Source organism: Apibacter adventoris (assembly GCF_002964975.1).
Classification (GTDB): Bacteria; Bacteroidota; Bacteroidia; order Flavobacteriales; family Weeksellaceae; genus Apibacter; species Apibacter adventoris.
Genome location: NZ_PSZM01000040.1, coordinates 226,782 through 244,797, shown reverse-complemented (window position 1 = coordinate 244,797; position 18,016 = coordinate 226,782). Strand labels below are relative to the sequence as shown.

Annotated in this window: 14 protein-coding genes; 7 read left to right on the top strand and 7 right to left on the bottom strand. The window is 28.9% G+C overall.

All coding sequences use genetic code 11. From position 1 onward, the window contains the following. The first annotated feature begins 317 nt into the window (after nucleotides 1-317). Both C4S77_RS07930 and C4S77_RS07920 read left to right on the top strand, forming a co-directional pair. Nucleotides 318-1,841 carry an OprD family outer membrane porin gene (locus tag C4S77_RS07930; protein WP_105247091.1) on the top strand — a complete coding sequence of 508 codons (1,524 nt, stop codon included), beginning with the start codon at nucleotides 318-320 and terminating at the stop codon, nucleotides 1,839-1,841. 1,330 nt (nucleotides 1,842-3,171) lie between these two features. Continuing rightward, nucleotides 3,172-3,903, top strand: coding sequence for a glutamine amidotransferase-related protein (locus tag C4S77_RS07920; protein WP_105247089.1), 732 nt, complete (start codon nucleotides 3,172-3,174; stop codon nucleotides 3,901-3,903). A 7-nt stretch (nucleotides 3,904-3,910) separates the two neighbouring features. Here the strand turns inward: C4S77_RS07920 and C4S77_RS13475 are convergent, their stop codons facing one another. The 4 genes from C4S77_RS13475 to ccsB are packed head-to-tail and all read right to left on the bottom strand — an operon-like array spanning nucleotide 3,911 to nucleotide 8,187. Continuing rightward, a complete protein-coding gene (locus C4S77_RS13475) occupies nucleotides 3,911-4,222 on the bottom strand; it encodes a GNAT family N-acetyltransferase (RefSeq protein ID WP_317614917.1) in 312 nt (103 codons plus the stop codon). A 20-nt stretch (nucleotides 4,223-4,242) separates the two neighbouring features. Continuing rightward, nucleotides 4,243-4,443: a hypothetical protein gene (locus C4S77_RS13470; RefSeq protein ID WP_317614916.1), complete on the bottom strand. Its 201-nt coding sequence runs from the start codon at nucleotides 4,441-4,443 to the stop codon at nucleotides 4,243-4,245. A gap of 43 nt (nucleotides 4,444-4,486) precedes the next feature. Then, on the bottom strand, nucleotides 4,487-4,885 hold the full coding sequence (locus tag C4S77_RS07910; RefSeq protein WP_105247088.1) for a peptide chain release factor-like protein: 399 nt from the start codon (nucleotides 4,883-4,885) through the stop codon (nucleotides 4,487-4,489). Further along, the gene (gene ccsB / locus C4S77_RS07905; RefSeq protein WP_105247087.1) at nucleotides 4,882-8,187 is read right to left on the bottom strand and encodes a c-type cytochrome biogenesis protein CcsB; all 3,306 of its coding nucleotides are present in this window, start codon (nucleotides 8,185-8,187) and stop codon (nucleotides 4,882-4,884) included. The genes C4S77_RS07910 and ccsB overlap by 4 nt, the downstream gene beginning before the upstream one ends. Nucleotides 8,188-8,755: 568 nt before the next feature. On the opposite strand from ccsB, the gene C4S77_RS07900 reads away from it, so the two are divergent. Together C4S77_RS07900 and C4S77_RS07895 are read left to right on the top strand one after the other, a co-directional pair. Beyond that, on the top strand, nucleotides 8,756-9,364 hold the full coding sequence (locus C4S77_RS07900) for a TetR/AcrR family transcriptional regulator (RefSeq protein WP_105247086.1): 609 nt from the start codon (nucleotides 8,756-8,758) through the stop codon (nucleotides 9,362-9,364). A gap of 403 nt (nucleotides 9,365-9,767) precedes the next feature. Further along, nucleotides 9,768-10,715, top strand: coding sequence for an NAD(P)-dependent alcohol dehydrogenase (locus C4S77_RS07895; RefSeq protein ID WP_105247085.1), 948 nt, complete (start codon nucleotides 9,768-9,770; stop codon nucleotides 10,713-10,715). A 208-nt stretch (nucleotides 10,716-10,923) separates the two neighbouring features. Here C4S77_RS07895 and polA read toward each other — a convergent pair whose 3' ends face one another. Continuing rightward, on the bottom strand, nucleotides 10,924-13,740 hold the full coding sequence (gene polA / locus C4S77_RS07890; RefSeq protein WP_105247084.1) for a DNA polymerase I: 2,817 nt from the start codon (nucleotides 13,738-13,740) through the stop codon (nucleotides 10,924-10,926). A 184-nt stretch (nucleotides 13,741-13,924) separates the two neighbouring features. Here polA and C4S77_RS07885 point away from each other — a divergent pair, with 184 nt between their 5' ends. Genes C4S77_RS07885 through C4S77_RS07875 form a run of 3 tightly spaced genes read left to right on the top strand, consistent with a single transcriptional unit; the run spans nucleotide 13,925 to nucleotide 15,580 of the window. Then, nucleotides 13,925-14,773: an AraC family transcriptional regulator gene (locus C4S77_RS07885; RefSeq protein ID WP_105247083.1), complete on the top strand. Its 849-nt coding sequence runs from the start codon at nucleotides 13,925-13,927 to the stop codon at nucleotides 14,771-14,773. A gap of 7 nt (nucleotides 14,774-14,780) precedes the next feature. Then, nucleotides 14,781-15,029 carry a zinc ribbon domain-containing protein gene (locus tag C4S77_RS07880; protein WP_221405108.1) on the top strand — a complete coding sequence of 83 codons (249 nt, stop codon included), beginning with the start codon at nucleotides 14,781-14,783 and terminating at the stop codon, nucleotides 15,027-15,029. Between the two features lie 38 nt (nucleotides 15,030-15,067). Further along, complete coding sequence (locus tag C4S77_RS07875) at nucleotides 15,068-15,580, top strand: ClbS/DfsB family four-helix bundle protein (protein ID WP_105247082.1); 513 nt, start codon at nucleotides 15,068-15,070, stop codon at nucleotides 15,578-15,580. Nucleotides 15,581-15,718: 138 nt separating this feature from the next. Here the strand turns inward: C4S77_RS07875 and C4S77_RS07870 are convergent, their stop codons facing one another. Continuing rightward, nucleotides 15,719-16,741, bottom strand: a complete 1,023-nt coding sequence (locus C4S77_RS07870) for a hypothetical protein (protein ID WP_105247081.1) — start codon at nucleotides 16,739-16,741, stop codon at nucleotides 15,719-15,721. Between the two features lie 152 nt (nucleotides 16,742-16,893). Next, nucleotides 16,894-17,877 carry a hypothetical protein gene (locus C4S77_RS07865; protein ID WP_105247080.1) on the bottom strand — a complete coding sequence of 328 codons (984 nt, stop codon included), beginning with the start codon at nucleotides 17,875-17,877 and terminating at the stop codon, nucleotides 16,894-16,896. Between the last annotated feature and the right edge of the window lie 139 nt (nucleotides 17,878-18,016).

The window sequence follows — 18,016 nt, the reverse complement described above, 5'->3', positions numbered from 1 at the left end:
GCCAAAATTATGAATAAGTAATATCTTAAAAAATAAATCTATATTTATTTATTAGTTAACTAGGTGTAGGATAGGGGAATAAAGTTCATTTTTTCAGTAATCTCATCTAATCATCTTGTTCTTTTAAATCTCCAAGCAATTTTTAATTAAAAAGAAATAATAATAATAATAATATGAACTAATATTATTTTTACTAAATTTATACCAAAAAGATATAATAGCAACATATTATTATTTTAATTATTTATATATTAAATTATTTAATGTAGAAATAAATAAAATGAAATTAATATTATATAAAAATAATCGCATAAAATATGAGAAAAAAACTAAGTTTAATATTCATTTTATTATTTTCTATTTTTTATTCAGCCAAAACGAACCAATCTTTCAAAAAATTATCAGGTAATTTTTTAATTGATCAGTTAAAAAATGAAACCGATAGTACAAAATTAAAACAATCTCAAAATTTACCTCCAGACTCTTTATCTTTAAATTTATCTTCAGAAAACACTGCAAAAAAATCTACGAGTATTAAAAATTTTTTAAAAAAATCAACTTTAGGGGGTACGTTATATTTCTGGGACCGGAATCGGGAACGCAAAAACCGAATTACCCAACAATATGTAAACGACATTATACAAACCACTTTTTTTGCAGAATTAAATTTTAAATCGGCATATATAGCCCAAATGTTTTCTCTCGAATTAGGTGGATATGGTATTTGGCAACCCAATAGCCGGGGAAATAATCACCCCAGTGAAATGGCTTTCAGTAAACATAAATCAAGATGGAGAGAAACCTGGGATGATGATACAGGAGGATTTAGTTTTTATAAAGCGTTGATGGATTTTAAATTTAAAAACTATCTTTGGGCCAAAATAGGGTACTTACAACCTTCGGGGCAAACTTTATTAGCTACTCATTGGAGTATGCTCCCTGGTACATATGAAGGAATTGAAGTGGGTACTGTATTAGATTTTGGTAAATCCGGAGTATTATCGGCATCCTATATGTGGACAGACCGTTATAAAACTCCTTGGTATAGAAAATTGGATAAGTTTTATAGAATGGGGCCAGATTCAAAAAGAGTACATTACTTACATTCTTTAGGCTTAAAATATGATATGAAAAATAACTTGGTATTAGAAGCTGCATTTGGACAAAGTGAACATTATTTAAACCAATATTTCAGTAAAATTTCATATAAAATTAATCTTTTTAACTCACCACTTAGTATGAGCTATCAATTCTATGGCTCTCAAAATCAGGGAAATTCCGGAATTAAAGTTTATGATGGACTTGCTTTCTTACAAGGAATAACTTTCAATTATCCCATAGGACCAGTGGGTATAAGGTTAGAAGGAACGGCTGTTAAAGCAAACGGTAAACAGGGATATTTCTTACAAAGAATGACTTCTGCTTATGCCTCCACACAAGGCAGATTAGATATTTCTTGGAATTCACGATCAGATTTTAATGCACGTGATGAAAAAGCTATTTTTGCCGAAATCAGTTATCAATTAAAAGATATAGCTGCATTTCTGAAAGGATTTGTAATTGCCACTTCCTATGCTTATGGATGGGATGCAAAACCCAGTAGTGATCCTATATATGATCAAAGTCAGAAAATATGGGAAAGATCATGGAATTTAGATTTTAGTTACTCGGTATCCAAAGGATATTTTAAAGGAACATTATTTCAGTTACATTATACCAGCTATAATAATAATTCTAAACATAAAACTTGGTCAGGAGGATATGCAAATATTTTCCAAGACGAACATGATCTTAAAATTACAGTTACATTTCCATTTAATCTATTAACTCCAAAAAAGTAACTGCATTCGCGAAATTATACAGTGATGTTGTGTTTGAAATATTCTATTTAACATAATATAAATTATAGGAAAATAATTCATTTCAAAATTAAGGCAATATTTATACATTTTCATATAAATTTACCATTATGTATAATTTTATGATTTTAATGGCTTTGAGTAAATGCGTCAGAGAAACTATGAAATTTGTAAACATGATGAAAAATAAATGTTTGAGCGATAGCGAGTTTTTATTTTTCTTGAATTTTTGTTTCTTTTGTTTCAAGACAAAAGAATATTAAAAACTTCTTTACTTTTCTCAATAATTTTTTTCTCTTTTCTATTTAACATAATATTTATCATCCAAATCTTATTTGTAAATCATAAAACTATGCTTAATCTGCAATTATTTTTTATTCATTCAGATAATATAAATAAATTTGTAATGCATCTAATCAAGGGTTTAGATATGTTAAAAAAAAAATATATATTTATTTTAATCTTATTGTTTATTATAAATTTACCTTTATTTTTAGTTTTTTTTATATTGAGTATAATCCCAGAAAATAAATTATTGAATATAATTATTTATACTGCTATATTTTACTTTTCTTACTTCATTATTTTTTTAATATTAGAAGAAATAAACTACAAATATAATAACAAGATTTTTAGTAAAATATATAGAATAATTAAATATCCAATGGATTTATTATTTAATTTATGGGAGATTTTCGTTCCTATAATAATGGGATTTCAATTTTCCTTATTTCTATATTTTGGCATCTGTAATGTTATACCAACAATTATATCCACTGCTTATTCTATATTACATCACTCAAATATAAATTATGAAATATATATTTATTTATATATAACTATTTTTGTCATAATTTCTATTTTATTTAGAACTAAAATTTTGCACATAATATTTTACTTTCATTTAAGAATAGACTCCAGTACATTTAGTTCAAAAAAAATAACTCTATATATTCTTTCTGAAAATAATATAAAAGCAATTATTTATTTTTCTTATTTTTTGTTATTAATATTAATAAATATTTACAATTTTAATAGTATTCCTCTCTTTAAAAATGTAAATATAGATAAATCTATACTTCAATCTTTTGCTACATATATTGCTTTTGAACGTTTTTATAATCACTTAAAAAAAGTTAATTTTAGATTTCCAGAATTTGTAAATAAAATTTTAAATGCTATGATAAGTAATCTAAAAAATCAATAAAAATATTGTAGAAAATTACTTATGTTTTTTAACTAAAATTACTATTTTTATCAATAAGATATTTAAAATAAATTTTATGAATCCTATCCCCTATTCTATAAAAAAATGAAGATACATTTTATACAGCACGAAAGTTTTGAAACAGCCGGAGTTTATTTAACTTGGGCAAAAAATAAAAAACATACGATCAGTTTTTCGAGAATTTATAAAAACGATCCGGTCCCATTAAACGCGGAAAATATAGATATACTTATTGTGTTGGGAGGACCACAAAGCCCCAACAGTACTAAAGAAGAGTTTCCTTACTTTGATGCGAGGATGGAGATTTCTTTAATCCGAAAATGTATAGAGGCAAATATATGGGTTATTGGAGTTTGTTTAGGAGCGCAATTAATCGGAGAAGCATTAGGGGCTAAATTTGAGCAAAGTCCTGAGAAGGAAATAGGTATTTTTCCTATTCAACTTACAAATGATGGATTAAAAGATAACATGATTTCTCATTTTGGAGAATCCTTACTAGTAGGACATTGGCATAATGATATGCCGGGACTTATTCCAAGCAGTAGAGTACTAGCAACCAGTATAGGATGCCCTAGGCAAATCATTAAATATCATAAGAAAGTTTATGGTTTTCAATGTCATATGGAATTTACCCCAGAGACAATAGAGTTACTCATCAACAAAGAGGAAAATTTTTTGAATACTCAAAACACCTACAAATGGATACAAAAACCTGTAAAAATGAGAAAGTTTGATTTTACAGAGATGAATGAAAAGCTTTTTGTCTTTTTAGATAAAATAGAAGAGGAATATTTAAAAAATAACTCCCCTAAATAAATAATATTTAATCCGTATTATTATATTGGTTTTTATGTATCACGTACACAAAATTTTCTTTTAGGTTTTCCCTGCCGGAATTCTCTTTTTCTTTTATTTTTTTAGCTCCTAGGCGAGTGACTGCAATTTGTGAACGGAAATTATAAGCCCCAACATAAAAATAAATTTTGTCTACATATTGGAAAATATAATCCATCATCAATTTTTTTACAGAAGGGTTCATTCCTTTTCCCCAATATTTTACAGCAAAAAAGGTGAAACCAATTACTATGCTATGATCTGTTTCATCATAATTATAAAAACGGGAGCTGCCAGCAATTTCTCCTGTGCTTTTATCAATTATTTTAAAAGCTCCTTTACTCTAAATTGCCTCATCAAAAAAATTTTGAAAACCTCTCTTTTCCATCTATCCTTGCACGGATGCTGTTCCCATATTTTTTTATCGGAAGCCACCTCATATAAATTATCAAAATCTGTTTCTTCTAAAGGTAATAAAAGTACCTTTTCATCTTCTAATATATTCTGTATCGAAAATTTCATTTTTAATGTGGTTAAAAAATTTATACAAATAAATTTTTTAGGGTTATTCCCAGTTATTTTTATTTCGCAACCTTTTTATATAAGATAATTTTTTTTTGAACATTAATCTTTTTTCTATAGAACTGCGTGTCCTTTCTGAGGGTTTTCTAATTGTAGATTTATAAAGTGACTGAGTAACTAATTGGAGCATTTTCTGAGTAGCTATTTTTTTATTTTCGATTTGCGATCGGGTTTCTGAACTATTAATACATAATTCTCCTATTTTATTCATTCTGTTTGATAATTTATTTTTTATGCATATTTTTTCCTCATTGGTAAAAAATAAAGAATTTTCTACATTCCAAACAGCTTCCACCTTAGTTTCTACCTTATTTACATTTTGTCCTCCCTTGCCGGGACTTCTTGATGTTTTATATTTTATTTCTTGAGAAAAATCGATCATATAGATTTTTTTATATTTAGATACATTTTTTTATAGAAAAAGTAAGAAATAACGCCTAAAAGCAAAACTAAAAATATAACTATGTATACCCATAAAGGTATAGGAACCGGATCTCCCTGCGCATAAGAATGAAGTCCTGTTAGGTAATAGTTTACCCCAAAATAGGTCATAATCACAGAAGAGAAAGCAATTAAAGATAGTAAATTAAAAATATAACGACCTCTCCAACCCGGAACTAATCGTATATGTAAAACAATTGCATAAATAATTACGGAAATAAAAGCCCAGGTTTCTTTAGGGTCCCAGCTCCAATAGCGCCCCCAACTTTCATTAGCCCACATTCCGCCTAAAAAAGTACCAATTGTAAGCATAAAAATACCAAGGGTCAGTGATATTTCATTAACTATTGTTAACTCTTTTATAGAGTTTTCTACAGTATGCGATATTTTTTTATTACTAACAACAAAAAGTAATAAAACTACCATGCCTATAAGGGCACTTAATCCAAAGAAACCGTAACTAGAGGTGATTATGGCTACATGAATCATTAGCCAATAAGATTTTAGAACCGGCACCAAGGGCGTGATTTGTGGGTTCATTTGATCACCTCCGTGGGCAAAACCCATAAGAATTACGGCAACTAAGCAGCCGGCAGCCGGTATAAATCCATTTCGGTTTCTGTAAAGAAGAAATCCTGCAAATATGCTAATCCAGCTAATAAACATAACTGCTTCATATCCATTAGACCAGGGTTCATGTCCCGATACATACCACCTCACACCTAACCCCAATCCATGTATTAAAAAAGCAATAATTACTATACCTAATAAAATAAATTCGGAAAAAGTGAGAAATTTTGATTTTGGTTTAAATAGTTTCAAAAATGCAATAATTAACAACAAAATTCCTAAAAATGCATAAAGAATCATTATTTTAAAAAAAATATTCCAATTATTATATCGAATTTCCCATTGTATTTTTGCTTTTGAAGGAATAACCTCTTTCCCCCATTTATATTGATAATCTTCTATTTTTTTTAATTGTATGTCAGCCTGCTTCCAGTTTCCGTCTTTTTCTGCTTTCATAACAGACATAAAATATCCTCCGATCAACTCTAAAGCTTCAGGATCGGTTTCTAATTCAACATTTTGCCAAGAAATCCATGTATGTTTAGGATCATTTTTTATAGGAACAAATCTTAGAAATTGACCACTTATGAGTGCCTGCATAACCTGTAATTTATCATTAATCTCGATCACCTCCTTATCATAATTAGATTGATCTGCCGGTTTTTTTGCAAAGGCTTTCCTAAAATCTTCTTCCAATACAAAGTAAGGTTTCCCATCTGGCCCCGGAGGATATAAATTCATCAGGGTTGTATATCCTTCCTTATTGGATTGGGTTTTATTTTTTAATTCTTCTCCCCCTCTTTTTCCAACTTTAATAAATGGCACTTGTGCCCAATTTAGGGGATCTAAAGAAATCGATATTAAGAATTGATTGGCATCCAGATTATAAAATTTATCTTTTTTATATAATTTCCTAAGTATTTCCAAAGCCAGAGTATTAGTTGGCTCTATTCTTCCTTCAAATGACTGTACTAATAAAGAACCAAATTTATCGGAATGTGATTTAGGTATTTTAACAGAAGCCGCAAATTTTTCGGGATCTAAGGGGTGCAATGGTATTCTTTCAGTTGTTTCTTCTTTAGGGTGGCTATGGGCATTTTCTGCTGTAGGTTGCATCTTAGTTAGTGGTTCTTCATTCGTTTTTAAAGATTCTTCTGCTTGTATATGAGTATGTTCTTCCGACTTAGAATTTAACGTTTGAGAAAATGATATTGCACTTATCAATAAAAGTATTATTGCTAATGAGTTTTTATTTTTGGCTATTTTTTTTAACTGGTCATTAAGTTTCCAAAACCTGGTTCCTTTCCAAAAAAGAGTAACGAACATTCCTAAAAATAAAAGAGCATAACCGATATAGGTAATTGTAGTTCCCCAAAAATCATGATTTACAGAAAGAATAGTTCCTTTTAAGTCAGGATCAAAGCTAGATTGAAAAAATCTAAATCCTTTATAGTTTAAAATATGATTCATATATATTTTAAAAGGAGTTTCCTGTCCGTTATCAACTATTGACACTTCAGATTCATAGGCGGAAGGACTGTTGCTTCCCGGATAATGGTCCATAGTGAATTTGTTGAGTTTTAGATAAAACGGTTCTGTTTTATATATTTTAGATCCGTAGCCTATAGAAACTAAGAGATTATCTATAAAAACCTGTTTTTGCACTCCCGTTATTCCTTTTTTTCCATAAAATGAAATTTCTTTGGTTTCTTTGTCGGTGGAAACCTGCATAAAAATTAAATCGGGATCAGTTTGATTTTTATTCTTATCTCCTTCATAAAAAATTATTTTCCCAGTAAAAGGTACTTTTGGTACAACAAAACTTGCATTGGGAAATTGATATAGGCTACCTAAGTGGAAAGGTTGTATTTTTCCTTCACCTTCTACCGATTTTTCTTCTTGTGTAGACATGATCATATATCTGCCCATCATAGGGGAAGATATTCTTAATTCACCGTTATTCACTGTTATATTTATAGCTTGCGGAATATTTACATTAAAACTAACCATTGCATTTTGTACTTGTTTAGCGGTACCTTCTTCAATATATATATTTTTACGTCCTTCTTCTCCGATAGTTACTAATTGCAATATTGGTTTTCCTTTTGCAGAAGGTTGTATTGAATCTTGCGCTCGGGGAATATAACTGGTGGTTTTAAGTTTTACTTTTTTCCCTAAAAAATCATATTGCGCTTTAAAATCACTTTGAAATGGTTTTAAAAGGACTGGAATATTCTTGGGGGTAAGAATAAAAGGAATATCCTGATAGGCTCGAGTATCTCCTTTGTCATTAGATATTTGTACTTTAAAAAATGTACCTTCAGATATTACTTCATTACTCATCTCTCCTTCTCTTATGTGCATAGTGCCCTCATAACTTACATATCGTGTAATAGCTCCGCCAATAAATATAAATATAAAAGCCAGATGAAAAACCAAGATAGGCCACTTTTTCATTTGGTATAATTGATATCTTTTAATATTACCTATAAAGTTTAAAATTAAAAGTACCATAATACATTCAAACCATTTCGCATTGTATATTAGTGCTTTAGCTACAGGCGTTCCATAATCGTTTTCTATAAAAGTAGCCCAAGCCATAGCTATAGCAAAAAGGGCAAATAAAGCAGCTGTAGTTTTGGTCGAAAAAAGCAGTTTCAGGATTTTATTCATTTCTGGTATTCGTTTCTTTTTTTTTTAAATCTTCCAAAAGTACATTAAGTAATTTCTATTACAAAATGTTTATTATAAAAAACGAACTCCTGATTTATATAATTTAATAACATAAATTATTTTTGTTCATATTAATTTAAAAAAGAGTATAAATAGGTATTCCCATAATGTGAAATACAATATTAAAAATAGAAGTTTTTTTTATGTTTATAGTCCATGAATATTGGAGTAAATAAATAGAAAGAGTTAAAAAATGGCATATAAAGATAGGATCTCAGAAATTGGAGATTTCTCGGATATTTTTGTATCACGGCATATCGTAAATTATGATATATGCGAATTGGATATTGTTATTTAAGCGATTCAAATTTAATATGCAGACAGCTACCTGATATAGTGTTTCTTGATAAAGCAATCATTCTAGACAATGGGAAAAGTGATGGGTGTAAATACTTTTTTGTTTTAAAATAAACTAAAAAGCATAAACAAACACAAATAAAGCGTTGAACCTAAAAAATATTACATTTGTAGGATAAACTATTATTTAGAATTATATAATCAGCTAAAAATGAAACAGACGGAATGTACAGATACTAAAAAAAAGATACTACTTCAGGCATTTCTTCTATTTAGTAAAAAGCCTTATGATGAAGTAACATTTTCTGATCTGGAATTAGCTACCGGCCTTAGTCGTGGGGCTATATTATATCATGTAAAAACTAAGATTAATCTATTTAACGAAGTAATTGAATCTTCATTGTTTAGTAGATCATCTACTTTAGAAATACAAATACAGGAAAAGGATTGCCTCAAAAATTTTATCCTTGAATTCATTCACAATTGTGAGGTCGCAATGAAGACGATGCGCAGTTATGGATTAAAGAATATCAATAGAGCACATTTTAACATTGAGTCGCAAGCTTTATATTATTATGCAAATTATGCTGAAATATCGAAACAATGGGTTGCTACAGAAATAAAAATATGGCAACAAGTAATAAAAAAAGCTATTGAGAAAGAGGAGATCATTGAAGTAGATAGCGAAGCTATGGCTTTAGTTTTCGAGAAAATATATCTAGGACATGCTTATACGGATGTTACCAGTGAAAATGGATGTGATACAGAGCTTTTAAAAAGAGAACTTTTTACTATATATGAACTAATTAAACGAAAGTGATGTTTTCATTTAACTATGAAAAACTCTGCGTAAAATTGCAGAGTTTTTTATGTATTAAAAATCAGCTATTTCTGTATTATACTGTCTATTTTTTTATAAGCATTTATATTTTTTGAATTTTATTCTCCATATAATTGTAATTATTTTATTTATATTTGTACCGTACATACTGTTTGTAATTTATATATATTTATATTACAGATGTTTGTGTAAAAATAATAAACAGTATATATATTCTGATAAATGTATTGTTGTAACGAAAATTAAATAACATTACATTACGATTAGCCTGATATATTATTAGCAACAAACAAGAAAAGATATTTTAGTTCAAAAAAAGATAAAGTATGATATTCAAGAGTTAAAGATATATCAGAATATTTAAGTTAATAGTAAAATTATTATGAAAAAGGTAATATATAATAAGTGTGGAGATCCCAATGTTTTAAAAATTGTGAATATTGACAATATAGATTTGAAAGGTCAAAAAGATAAAATTCTTGTCAAAGTGTTATTTTCTTCGATAAATGCAGTTGATTGGAAATACAGGAGAGGAGATTTTAGATTTTTCACAAAAATGTTTAATACTGATTTAGGATATGATATTGTAGGAGAAGTTATAAATGTCCCAAGTAATGTTGTTCAATATAAAAAAGGAGATATAATTCTCGGATTATTACCTACTCTAAAAGGCGGGGCTCATAGCGAGTGTGTGCTGTTGTCAGTAAATCAATGTATTACAGTGAATTCAGCAATGGACTTAAAAGAATTGGCCGGAATTCCTATGGCTGGAGTCACTGCTTGGATATCACTTATTGAGAAAGCCAAATTACGGAAAGGACAATCTGTTTTAATTAATGGAGGGAGTAGCGGAGTTGGCCATTTAGCTATTCAATTGGCGAAAGCATACGGAGCAGAGGTTACATCTGTATCTAGTGGAAAAAATGAATTGTTTTGCCGGCAATTGGGTGCAGATCATACCATTAATTATGAAACTGAAAATTTTAGAGAATCTTCGAAGAAGTATGACATAATATTCGATGTTGTTTCAAATACATCAGTAAATGAGATCAAGCCAATATTAAATCCTAGAGGATATTTTATAGACACGAATATCTCCTTTTCTCTTATTAAAGATATGCTTTTGTACCCATCGAAAGTAAAATTTGTTTATGTCTATCCTTATAAAAAAGCACTTACTGATTTATATCGTCTTGTTGAAGAAAAAAAAATACATGTTCATATTGATAAAATTTTTACATTAAATCAAATTGTTGATGCCCATAAATACGCTGAAAGTTCAAGAACAACAGGAAAAGTTATTATTAAAATTAATGGAGCTAAAATCTAAACTATGATAAAAAAATATACTTTAATATCTATTCAAGGATTGTAAAAACACCAAGAATTTACCGACGAAGAGTAAATAATCATTATAATTAGGAGAAAGTTTTTTTTCCTGAATTATTTTCCCCTCCTACCTAAACTTTAATATATATGATTTATATCCGACAATAGCCGGATATAATCAATCTATAACTATCTTTTTTATAATTCAATTAATGCGCTTCCAGCCAGTTTTGTCCCACTCCTACATCTACCACTAAAGGGACTTCTATTTTTAAGGCATTTTCCATAGTAGTTTTTATCAGTTGGGATATTTCTTTGACTTCTTCATTGGGAGCGTCAAAAACCAATTCATCATGTACTTGTAACAAGAGCCTGGTTTGAAAGTTTTTTTCTTTTAACAAATCATGAATCCGAATCATTGCAATTTTAATTACATCTGCTGCAGTTCCCTGTATAGGGGCATTTACCGCATTTCGTTCGGCATGAGAACGGACAATGGAATTGTGGGAATGTATATCGGGTAAATATCTGCGCCTGCCTAAAAGAGTTTCAACATATCCATTTTTACGGGCAATATTTACCTGATTTCCTATATATTGTTTCAGTACCGGATAAGCTTCATAATATGCATCTATAAGAGATTTGGATTCGGAGCGAGAAAGTCCGGTCTGTTCGCTCAACCCGAAAGCTGAAACCCCATAAATAATACCAAAATTAACTGTTTTTGCATGAGAACGTTGTTCTCGGGAAACCTGATCTAAAGGTATATGAAAAACCTTAGCTGCTGTGGATTTGTGAAAATCTTCTCCTCTTTTAAAGGAAGATATCATTGTAGGGTCTTTACTCATGGCAGCAATAATGCGTAACTCAATTTGGGAATAATCGGCAGAAATAATTTTATGATGTGCATCTTTAGCAATAAAAGCTTTCCGTACTTCCTGTCCTCTTTCTGTACGAATCGGGATATTTTGTAAATTAGGATTATTAGAAGCCAACCTTCCGGTAGCGGCTACTGTTTGAGCAAAGGTGGTATGTACTCTTCCTGTAAAAGAGTTCACTTCATCCGGCAAAGCATCTACATAGGTAGATTTTAATTTTTGTAATTGACGATATTCTAATAATAGATCAATAATTTTATGTTTGTGTGCCAGTTTCAATAAAACATCTTCTCCTGTAGCATATTGTCCGGATTTTGTTTTTTTGGGTTTATCCCCAAGTTTCATTTTATCAAATATAATATCTCCTAATTGTTTAGGAGAATTTATATTAAATTCATCACCTGCCAGAGAATAAATTTCTTTTTCTAATCGGAGTATATCTTGAACTAATTCTTTAGACATTTCTTTTAATGCACTTATATCCAAATTAATACCCTCCCATTCCATATCTGTTAACACACGCATCAAAGGCATTTCAATGTCATCAAAAAGTTTTTTAAGGTTATCTTTAGCTAACCGGGGTTCAAATTTATTTTTAAGCTGTAGGGTAATATCTGAATCTTCTACAGCATATTCTTTTTGTTCTTCTAAAGGAACCATGGAAAACAGATTTTGATTTTTTCCTTTTTTTCCTATTAGAGATTCTATAGAAACCGGTTGGTAATTTAGCTCTGTTTCCGCTAAAATATCCATGCCATGTCTTCCGTCTGGATTTATCAGATAATGGGCTATCATTGTATCAAATAAGGTTCCTTTAACTTCTAGTCCATATTTTCTTAATACTTTGCAATCATATTTCAAATTCTGCCCGACTTTCAGTATGCTTTCATTTTCAAAAAACGGTTGTACTATTTCTATAAGTTTTTGTGTATTTTCTTTGTCTTTAGGGTTGAAAGGAATGTAGTATCCTTTTCCTTTTTCATAGGAAAAAGAAATACCTACCAGCTCTGCAAGCATAGAATCTGTAGAAGTGGTTTCCGTATCAAAGCATACAATTTTTTGTTTATGTAATTTATCTAATAATAATTTTATCGCCATAGGAGTATCTGCGAGTTGATAGAAATGTTCGGTATTACTAAGAGTATTTCTATCAGATTTTTCTGCCTGTTGGACCACTTCATCTTCAAATAAAGAAATTTGAGCGGAGGCAGAGGGCTTTACTCCTTTTACATATTCTGCTTTTTCATTTTCAGCTATTATATTATATGTTTTCTGAAAGTTCTGAATCATATTTCTAAATTCCAGATCTTCAAAAATTTTAATTACTTCATCTATATTGGGGTTATCTACAGTGTAACTTTCATAATTAAAATCGATCGGTACTTCCGTACAGATGGTAGCCAGTTTTTTAGATAATAATCCTAATTCCTGATTTTCTTCTATACGTTCCTTCATTTTTCCCTTTAATTCGGAAGAATGAGCAAATAAATTTTCCATACTTCCATATTCTTTTATGAATTGTTTAGCAGTTTTTTCTCCCACACCGGGTATACCGGGTATGTTATCTACACTGTCTCCCATCATTCCTAAAAAATCAATAATCTGAGAAGGTGATTGCACTTCAAATTTTTCTTTTACTTTTTCAACATCCCATATTTCTATGTCGTTTCCTCGAGAAGCTGGCTTAAACACAAATATATGGTCTGATACTAATTGGGCATAATCTTTATCAGAGGTCATCATATAGGTAGTAAAACCTTCTTTTTCCGCTTTTTTAGCTAGGGTACCTATTACATCATCGGCTTCATATCCTTCTTTCCATAAACAAGGTATTCCCAATGCTTCCAGTATTTTATGTATATAGGGAACTGCTATACGAATAGCTTCCGGAGTTTCTTCCCGATTGGCTTTATATTCTTTGTATTCTTTGTGCCTGAATGTTTCCCCTACATCAAATACTACTGCTAAATGAGTAGGTTTTTCTTTTTTCATCATATCAAAAAGCGTATTGGTAAAACCAAATACGGCAGAGGTATTTATTCCTTTAGAATTAACTCTGGGATTTTTAATAAAAGCATAATACGCTCTAAATATTAAAGCATAGGCATCTAAAAGAAACAATTTATTATCACAATTCTTACTCGTCATTCAACTAGGAAATTTTAATTTATTTCAAATATAAGATATTTGAAATAAATATTCTAAGGGATCTGTTAGGGAAAAAATAGTAGATTATAATATAGCTTAAACTACATGATAATGTAATTTGGCGAGATTGGACAATTATAAAAATGTAAAAAATCTTTACCTTTGATACCAAGATATTTATTCAATGCGTAGAAATACTGAAAGTATATATCAGCAAAAAGTCAATCATATTATTGATTATATCAGCGCAAATTTATATAACCCATTAAAATTGGATATCTTAGCCAGACAAATACATGTATCTCAGCGGCAGTTACTTCGTATTATGAATTCATATCTGGATGAATCAATATATACTTATATAGCAAGGCAACGTGTAGAACGGTCTATATTATACATGCAAGCAAAGGATATAAACCTAAGCAAAATTGCTGAAATGGTAGGCTACAATAATCCGCAATCTTTTTCTAAAGCTTTTAAAAAACATTTCGGAATATCTCCGAGAGCATATATGAACACCTTTCAAGACAGATTGAAAGGCTATGTAAAAAATAGTGATAATTTAATAAATACACTTGAATGCGAAATTTGTGAAGAAAAAGAAGATCTGGAATTAATTTATATCAGAATCATTGGTAAATACGGAGAAGATAAACCTTATGAAACAGCCTGGAACAAGTTGGTTTGTTTTCTTAAAAATAATCAGGCCATCTCTAATGAAACCCGTTATATCGGATTAAGTTATGATAATCCTAACGTAACTCAATCTGAATATTGTCGTTTTTATGCCTGTGCTTCTGTAAATAAGAAAATTACTCCGACTGGAGAGTTTGGATCCATTAAATTACAAAAAGGAAAATTTGCTGTTTATATACTTAAAGGTAACTATTCAGGACTTCAGGAACTATACAATAATATCAGCATAAACTTTGATCATACTTTGCGTCATGGAATAACGTTTGAGGAATATATAAGTTATTCAGATATAAATAAAGAAAAACAGATTACAAAAGTCTATATTCCAATAAAATAAAATATTAATGGAAACAAAATATTGTCAAAGTTTTGGAAAGCCGTTAAAAAAACAAGAGGATGAAAGAACTAATCTGGATGGAAGCATGAATGATGAATATTGCTGCTATTATTTTAAAGAAGGAGCTTTTACAATGGATTGTACGATGGAACAAATGAGAGAACATTGTGCACAATTTGTATATGAATTTAATAAAGTTTCAGAAATCGTATATACGAAAGAGCAAGCTATTAAAAATATGAAATTTACTTTTTAACTCTCAAACGTTGGTCTATTCAATAAAATAAATAAATCATGGCACGTCCTACAACAAAAGAACAATTAATACAAGCTAGCGAAGATAGTTTCAATAAACTATTTAACCTTATAAATTCTATGACGGAAAAAGAGCAAGAAGAAACATTCTCTTTTGAAGATAGAGACAGAAACATCAGGGATGTTTTAATACACCTCTATGAATGGCATAAACTACTCTTGAACTGGATACATTCTAATCAGTCTGGAAAAAAAGTCAATTTCTTGCCAGAACCATACAATTGGAAAACATATCCTCAAATGAATATTGAGTTCTGGAAAAAACACCAAAATACTTCTTTGAAACAATCTATCAGCTTACTGAAAAACAGCCATAAGGAGGTAATAGAACTTATTAAAACTTTTTCAAACGAGGAATTATTTACAAAGAAATATTTTTCCTGGACAGGTACTACAAGCTTAGGAAGCTCTTGTGTTTCATCTACTTCAAGCCATTATAATTGGGCAATAAAAAAGATCAAAGAGCATAAGAAACATTTAATAGAAAAATAATTGGAATAAGCTTTATAATCTTGTTCCTTGATGCGAAAATACTTTGATTAAGTTTAAGCATTTTTTACAGGTTAGTTATTAATAAGACTATGAGAATATAATTCAATTATCTTTTTCTCATAGTCTTATTGTATTAATTTAATCTAATTTATTTAAAAAGTCATTAAGTAAATTGTGGTCTTTTTTATTAGATTGATAATTTCTGAAATAATTTTCTTCGTATCGTATCTCATCTAATGTTCTTTTTACATCTACCGAATTTTCTTTTATTTCTGATAAATATAAATCGCAAATTTGTCCAATATAATTTTTTATGTGTTTTTTGAGTTTTTTATTTGAAAACTCAGAAATTTTATCTTCAAGGTTAGCACAATATTTTGGAAGCCCGTGCCAGTATGGAGAGTCTTTTTCTAACTCATTTATAGCTAAATTCGTATTTTTTATTTTTGAAGTTTTATATTCGGAATTATAGGTTTTTATGTTATAATTAAATGAGGTTGTTATGGAATCTACTTCAGGATAATTATTTTCATAGTCAAAGGGTTCCTCTGTTGTACAACCAACGGTTTTTAAAATATCTGGTGCTAAAGATTTATCTTTAAGTTCAGTTAAAATTTTTTGCCAATCTAAAGAAATAAAAGCACTTGTTCTAGCCATAGATTTTAACTCAAACCACCCTGCTCCATTTTCTTCAGAACCGATTTTCAAAATTAATCCTTTTATATTTTTATTTTTAGCAGATAACGGACCAACTAAATCCATAGTAGAAGAATAAAATTTTTCTGAAATACACATTTTAGATTTTTCAAAAGGTTTTCCTTCTAACAATATATCATAATACGTACAGGGTAATCCTAATATGCTATCTTTTTTATCTGTTTTTGATAATGTAAAAGAAGGTATAGAATCTAATCTTGCATATTTTGATAAATTAACCATCCTATTTAAATTGACATTAACTGGTACAACCAGATAATCTTTTAATAACATTTTTATATCTCCTGCATCTAAAAAAAATCCATCTGGAGAATAATATACATCTAGATCTATAGTTTTATTCTCTAATTTCATTTGATAGTGTAAACTAGTATTAAAATTTATTCTATCTTCCTGAGCCATAGATAAAACAGGAAGTAGCAGAGCTAATAGCAGTCTTTTCATTGTTTTATTTTTAGTTTTTTTTTTAAGTTCTGATCAAATATATGGTTTTTAAAATATTCCAATGATATAATTGGTGTAATTTTATAAAGAAATAAAAAATCTGCTTTTTAATGTAAAGCAGATTTAATAAAATTCGATTAACAGAATATAAATTAATCTAATTCGTCTAAAAATTCAGTTAATAATTTGCGTTCTTTTTTACTAATGTTGTGTTTCATAAAATAATTTTCTTCATAGCGTATTGCATCTAAAGTACTTTTAACATCTACAGAATATTCTTTTACTTCAGATAAATATAAATCACAAATTTGTCCGGCATAATTTTTAGCATGTTCTTTAAGTTCTTTATCTGAAAAACGGGTAACTATATTTTCCAAATTGCTGCAATATTGTGGAATTCCCGGCCAATAAGGAGAATCATTTTCTAACAATTCTACAGCTAAGTCCATTTCTTTTGTTTTTATAACTTTATATTGAGAATTATATTTTAAAATTCCGTAATCTATAGAGTTCGAATCCATAAAATCTGTATCTTGTGGCTCTGATTCTTTATCTTGAGTAATATAATCGGTATATTCTTCTTCAAATTTTTTCCAATTTAAAGATTTTACTAATTTTACATTATTTATAGATTTTAATTCAATAAAATGATTTCTATCATAATAATCATCAATTCTTAAAATTAATCCTTTGATATTTTTGTTCGTAATCGGTATTGTTGCTAATAAATTAATAGGATGATTTTCTGAAATGCATACTTCATACATACTTCCTGATTCTTTATACATTTCCTTATTATTTATTGCCTTGTAATAATTACAAGGTATTCCATTTATTACCGCTTTATTTTGTGTTTTTGATAATGTAAAAGAAGGTATTGAATCTATATTGTATTTATTATAGGCTTTTAAATCTCCCTCTATATTGATTTTTATGGGAACTGATAGCTTATTTTTAAACAAAATATTATCTCCCATCATTTCTACAAGACTTCCATCCTTGGAATGATATATATTTATATCGGTACTATCTATAAGCGGATTTGTGAAATATGTTAATTTATGGGTGAAATTTATTTTTTCTTCCTGAGCCATAGACAAAACAGGAATTAATAAAGCAAAAAGTATTTTTTTCATGTACTAATTTTTTTGGGTTATAAATTTTTAAATATATTATTTTTTTATAAGAAATTTTATTTAATAAAAACAAAGCTAAAAAATTTTCTTTAATTCTAAAAGTGAAAGTGTTTATACACTTTTTTATTTCATTTTAAGG

Coding starts and splice junctions, on each gene's coding strand:
- C4S77_RS07930 (WP_105247091.1), top strand. CDS start 318: ATGAGAAAAAAACTAAGTTTAATATTCATTTTATTATTTTCTATTTTT.
- C4S77_RS07920 (WP_105247089.1), top strand. CDS start 3,172: ATGAAGATACATTTTATACAGCACGAAAGTTTTGAAACAGCCGGAGTT.
- C4S77_RS13470 (WP_317614916.1), bottom strand. CDS start 4,443: ATGAAATTTTCGATACAGAATATATTAGAAGATGAAAAGGTACTTTTA.
- C4S77_RS07910 (WP_105247088.1), bottom strand. CDS start 4,885: ATGATCGATTTTTCTCAAGAAATAAAATATAAAACATCAAGAAGTCCC.
- ccsB (WP_105247087.1), bottom strand. CDS start 8,187: ATGAATAAAATCCTGAAACTGCTTTTTTCGACCAAAACTACAGCTGCT.
- C4S77_RS07900 (WP_105247086.1), top strand. CDS start 8,756: ATGAAACAGACGGAATGTACAGATACTAAAAAAAAGATACTACTTCAG.
- C4S77_RS07895 (WP_105247085.1), top strand. CDS start 9,768: ATGAAAAAGGTAATATATAATAAGTGTGGAGATCCCAATGTTTTAAAA.
- polA (WP_105247084.1), bottom strand. CDS start 13,740: ATGACGAGTAAGAATTGTGATAATAAATTGTTTCTTTTAGATGCCTAT.
- C4S77_RS07885 (WP_105247083.1), top strand. CDS start 13,925: ATGCGTAGAAATACTGAAAGTATATATCAGCAAAAAGTCAATCATATT.
- C4S77_RS07880 (WP_221405108.1), top strand. CDS start 14,781: ATGGAAACAAAATATTGTCAAAGTTTTGGAAAGCCGTTAAAAAAACAA.
- C4S77_RS07875 (WP_105247082.1), top strand. CDS start 15,068: ATGGCACGTCCTACAACAAAAGAACAATTAATACAAGCTAGCGAAGAT.
- C4S77_RS07870 (WP_105247081.1), bottom strand. CDS start 16,741: ATGAAAAGACTGCTATTAGCTCTGCTACTTCCTGTTTTATCTATGGCT.
- C4S77_RS07865 (WP_105247080.1), bottom strand. CDS start 17,877: ATGAAAAAAATACTTTTTGCTTTATTAATTCCTGTTTTGTCTATGGCT.